3 protein-coding genes are annotated in these 4,789 nt (G+C 67.6%); 1 reads left to right on the forward strand and 2 read right to left on the reverse strand.

The genetic code is table 11. The features are described 5' to 3' along the window. Positions 1 to 1,581: serine/threonine-protein kinase (locus E1266_RS35620; RefSeq protein WP_207946124.1), on the forward strand; the 1,581-nt coding region annotated here is incomplete at its 5' end. On the opposite strand, the gene E1266_RS35625 is transcribed toward E1266_RS35620, so the two are convergent. Both E1266_RS35625 and E1266_RS35630 read right to left on the reverse strand, forming a co-directional pair. Further along, positions 1,559 to 3,628, reverse strand: coding sequence for a UvrD-helicase domain-containing protein (locus E1266_RS35625; protein ID WP_132054746.1), 2,070 nt, complete (start codon positions 3,626 to 3,628; stop codon positions 1,559 to 1,561). The two genes, E1266_RS35620 and E1266_RS35625, sit on opposite strands and share 23 nt — an antisense overlap. Before the next feature lie 123 nt (positions 3,629 to 3,751). After that, the gene (locus E1266_RS35630) at positions 3,752 to 4,642 is read right to left on the reverse strand and encodes an undecaprenyl-diphosphate phosphatase (RefSeq protein ID WP_132054748.1); all 891 of its coding nucleotides are present in this window, start codon (positions 4,640 to 4,642) and stop codon (positions 3,752 to 3,754) included. Positions 4,643 to 4,789: the final 147 nt, after the last annotated feature.

The raw sequence follows: 4,789 nt of genomic DNA on the forward strand, positions 1-4,789 counted from the left end.
CCGCCCCCCGAGCTGACCCCCGCTCGCCCGGAGTACGCTGCGGGCACGGTCCGAAGGGGGTGCGTGGTGCGGCGGGGCGATCTCCTCGGAGAGCGCGAGCGGTACGAGCTCGATCAGGCGATCGGGCGCGGCGGGATGGGCGAGGTGTGGCGCGCCTACGACCGCTTCCTCGACCGGCGCCTCGCGGTCAAGTTCACCCGGGTCTCGGACGAGTCGCTCGTCGCGCGGTTCGAGCAGGAGGCCCGCAGCACGGCCTGGTTCGAGCATCCGGGTGTCCCGACCGTCTACGACTTCGGCAGCCACGAAGGTTGCTTCTACCTCGTGATGCAGTACGTCGAGGGTGTCACGGTGGACCACGTCCTGGACGCGGAGGAAAGGCTCTCCATCTCGTGGGCCGCGCTCATTGCCGCCCAGGTATGCGCCGTCCTCAACGTCGCGCACCGCCGCCCTCTGGTGCACAGGGACCTCAAGCCCAGCAACCTGATGCTGTGCCCGGACGGCTCGCTCAAGGTCCTCGATTTCGGTGCCGCGGTGGGCCTCGGCCCCGGCGACGTCAGGCGGATCACCACCGGCCTTGGCGCGCCCTACACGCCCGGGTACACGGCCATGGAGCAGGTGTACGGCACGCCAAGCCCGCAGAGCGACCTGTACTCCCTCGGCTGCGTCCTGTACGAGATGCTCACCGGACACGTCGTCTTCCCAGGCAACACTCCCTACGAGGTGCTGCGCCGCCACGAAGACGAGGACCCGACCCCACCCAGCCGGTCGCGACCCGACGTCCCGCTTGGCCTGGACGCACTCGTCCTGCAACTCCTCGCCAAACAACCGGCCGACCGCCCGGCGAGTGCAGACGAGGTCTACCAGCGCCTACTGCAATTCGTCACGGCCCTGGAACCTCTCCCAGGCATCGTCGACACGATCCCCCACCAACACCTGTACGCCAAGGCAGTCAGCCGGATTCGGCTCAACGGCACGGCTGCGCGTACCGAAGCACCCGGCGAACGCGGCGCGCTACCCACCTTCGACGAGGTCGTCCAAGCGCGCGCGGAAGCAGGTGCCCTTGCCGACGAAGGCCGCTACACCCAGGCGGCGGAACTCCTCTCCGAGCTGACCGAGCCGGCCCGCCTGGTTCTCGGTGACGAAGACCCGGAGTACATGGGGCTACGCCTGGACCTCGCCGACGTGCTCTTCCGTTGCGGCGACTACCGCCGGGCCGTCCACGCCTACCGTGCCGCCGCCGTCACGCTGGCCGAGTGGTACGGCCCCGATGACCCCGACGTCCTGAACTGCCGCGAACAGGAAGCGGTGTGCCAGGCCCACCTGGGCGCCACCGGTACCGCCCTCAGCCATCTCCAGGAGCTCCTGGACGACGTTTCGGGCGGCAGTCCCTACGACAACCTGACCTTGCGCGTCCGTGAACGGATAGCACGCCTACAGCTCGCCACAGGCGACACAGGCCGAGCCCGCAAGGAGCTCACCGAACTCCTGTCCGATCTGACCGCCCTCTACGGCGACGACCATCCGCAGATACCCGTCCTCCGCACCCTCCTGGAAGACCTCAACCAGGCAGGAACGGGCTAGGCGAACCCGGGTACGACACGTACAGATGGTCCCTGGCCCGCGTGGAGGCCACGAACAGAAGGCACCGTTCCTTCTGGATGTCCTGCGCGTGAGCCTTCGGGTCCTCGTCCTCCGGCGTGATGGCCTTGGCCGCCGGCATCGACTTCTCGTCCACCCCGATGACCGCCATACACCGGAACTCCAGGCCCTTCATCTTGTGCATGGACCCGACCTGCACGCCCGGCGACTTACTGGGCACCTGATACGCGGTGATGCCCTCTTCCTTAAGCCGCTTCGCCGCCTTCCGCGCCACCCACAGATACCGGGCCGCGACCCCGATCGCGCTCGGCTCGACATCGGCCTCCAGCCAGGCGCGCACCTGCTCGACGAGCCCGTCCAGTTCCGTGTCCCGGTCCGGATACCCCTTCACCACCGGGCGCCGCCCATGAATGGGGGACCGGTAGCCGTCGAGAGTGTCCGCCGAATCATCGAGCCCTTGTGCCGGCGACAATCCGAGCAGCGGCACCGACCAGGCCAGGATCTCCTGCGTGGTGCGGTAATTCAGCTTCAGCTTCGTACTGCGGCCCCGCACATTGATCCCGAGGCTCGTCAATGACACATGGCTGTCGTAGATCCGCTGATGCGGATCCCCGACGATGAACAGGTCATCGGGCCCCTCGGCCACGAGCCGCCGCAGCAGCCGCCACTGCGCGGTATGGATGTCCTGGGCCTCGTCGATGATCACGTGGTCGTATTCGGGGCCGCGCACCAGTTCCGCCGCCTCATTGGCGAGCTGTGGAAACGTCGATCTCCCTTCGGCGGCCAGCGCGTCCACCACATGCCGGATGGAACGCCACGCCACCGCCCGCTGCGCCTTGCCCAGCGGAACCCCGCGCCCGGTCCGGGTGCACGCGAGGTACTCCTCCTCGGTCTCCAGACCTTGCGCCAGGATGATCTGCTCCCATTCCCGGCTCAGGAACGAAGGCGAGAACGGCGTCCCATCCGCGGCCTCCTCCCAGAGCGGATCGAGCACATCGGGCCCCGCGACACCGGGCCGTCGATGCCTTCCCACCATCTCGTAGGAAATGGAATCCACGTTCTTGACATAGACCCGTTCCCGCACTTCCGGATCGTCCACGAGCAGCGCGAGCTGCCTCTCCAGGGCCTCCGTGAGGTTCCGCGTGAAAGTGGTCAGCAGAATTCGCCTGCCCTGGGACGCGAGGAACTTCGCCCGATGAAGCGCAGCAACGGTCTTCCCCGTCCCGGCGCCACCCGTCACCTGCGCGGGCCCGCTGTAGGACGGCCGGAGCGCTACCCGCCTCTGCACCGGATGGAGGAAGATCCGCCAGGTGTCGAAGGGATGCGCGAGGATCTCCCGCAATTCCTCCGGCCCGTTCACGAAAACGACCTGCCCGGGCGACCGGCGCATGGCCGCCACCAGGTCTTCGGGATCGACGTCGGCCGGCTTCTCCTCCACCGCCAATGTCTTGGCGACTTCTTCCCAGGCCTGCTGCGGATTCATGCCCTGCGCCAGCGCCAGCAACGCGATGTACTGCGGCTCCGGCAGCAGCCTCTCCATCGCCTGGAGATGCGCGTCCTCCGTCAGCAGCCGGACGAGCGGGATCAGTTCCTCATCGATCCCCAGCCGCAGCAGGTCCTTGTCGAAGACATGCTCGAGCAGCCGGTAACCGGTCCCCTCGGCGGCCTTCTCCAACGCGGGGGACATCTCGTCCAGGGCGACCTGATCCCGAACCTCGAAAACACCGAGCGCCTGGTTGACGGAGAACTTCCTGCTCGTGGCCCAGTTGATCGCGTCGTCATGGGGCATCACCGTCAGCAGGCAGTACACGTCCCCCTTTTCCGGCGCCAGCACCACCCCGCGCCAGAACTGGTCGATCCGTATCGTCCGGATCCGCGAATCCTTGGCGGCGTTGAGCTTCTCCAGATGCAGCCCCGCGTGCGTATGCTCCGCGAACTTCCCGATGGCCGCGTCCACGCCCTTGCGCACCTTCGGCTCCAGCTTGGCGTACTGCGGCATGAACGATTTCGCAATGGCCAGCTGAGCCACCCCGCACCGCCCTTTCACCCGGCCTGACAGCACCGTCAGGCCGGGACATCCTAGAAGCCCCCCGCATCCAAGAACGATTGAACCCTGTACGACCGCCCGGCCACCTCCGGACAACCACGGAAATCACCCGTTGACGCCGCCCGCGAACGGGTCGAGCGCACCGAACCAGACCAGCGCCAGCACGGTGAGGCCGAGGGCGATGCGGTAAATGACGAACGGCATGAAGCTCCTGGTGGAGATGAACCTCATGAACCAGGCGATCACGGCATAGCCCACCAGGCCGGCGACGAGGGTGGCCAGGATCGTCGGTCCCCAGTCAACATGGCTGCCGGGCTCGCCGATCTCCGTCAGCTCGTACGCACCGGACGCCAGCACGGCCGGGATGGCGAGCAGGAACGAGTACCGCGCCGCCGCCGCGCGGTCGTACCCGAGGAACAGCCCACCGGTGATCGTGGCGCCCGACCGCGACACCCCGGGGATCAGCGCGAGCGACTGGCACAGCCCGTAGATCAGCCCGTCCCGGACCGTCAGATCATCCAGGTCCTTGACCGGCCGGTTCGCACGGTGCCGCCCCGTGGCCTCAGCCCGCTCCGCGTTGCGCGCGGCATACCGGTCGGCGAGCGCCAGCACGATCGCGAGACCGATCAGCGTGCACGCGATCAGCCGAAGATCGCGGAACGGCCCCTCGATGTAGTCCTTGAGCGTCAGGCCGAGCACCCCGATCGGCACCGAGCCGATGATCACCAGCCAGCCCATCTTCGCGTCGACACTCCCGCGGGCCTCCTTGCGCACCAGCGAGCGAGCCCAGGCCGTGACGATCCGGGCGATGTCCTTGCGGAAGTAGACGAGCACCGCCGTCTCGGTCCCGATCTGCGTGACCGCGGTGAACGCCGCCCCCGGATCACGCCACCCCGCAGCCACCGCCGTCAGCCGCAAGTGCGCCGAGGAGGAGATCGGCAGGAACTCGGTAAGCCCCTGGACAAGCCCAAGGACAACGGATTCGAACCACGTCATGTGGAGCGTTTACTCCTCGTGATGAACCCCCGCCACAGCGGGATCATGGCAACGCAACCGAGCAGCCCCAACCACAGCACAGGGACGCCGCCCGTTCACAAGCAGCAATTGATCAGATGCGCCCAAGCCTCCCACCAATCCCACCCC

This window comes from Actinomadura sp. 7K534, assembly GCF_004348575.1.
Classification (GTDB): Bacteria; Actinomycetota; Actinomycetes; order Streptosporangiales; family Streptosporangiaceae; genus Spirillospora; species Spirillospora livida.

What these genes read in the sequence shown, in the direction of transcription:
- E1266_RS35630 (WP_132054748.1), bottom strand. Translation starts at nt 4,642, where the DNA reads ATGACGTGGTTCGAATCCGTTGTCCTTGGGCTTGTCCAGGGGCTTACC.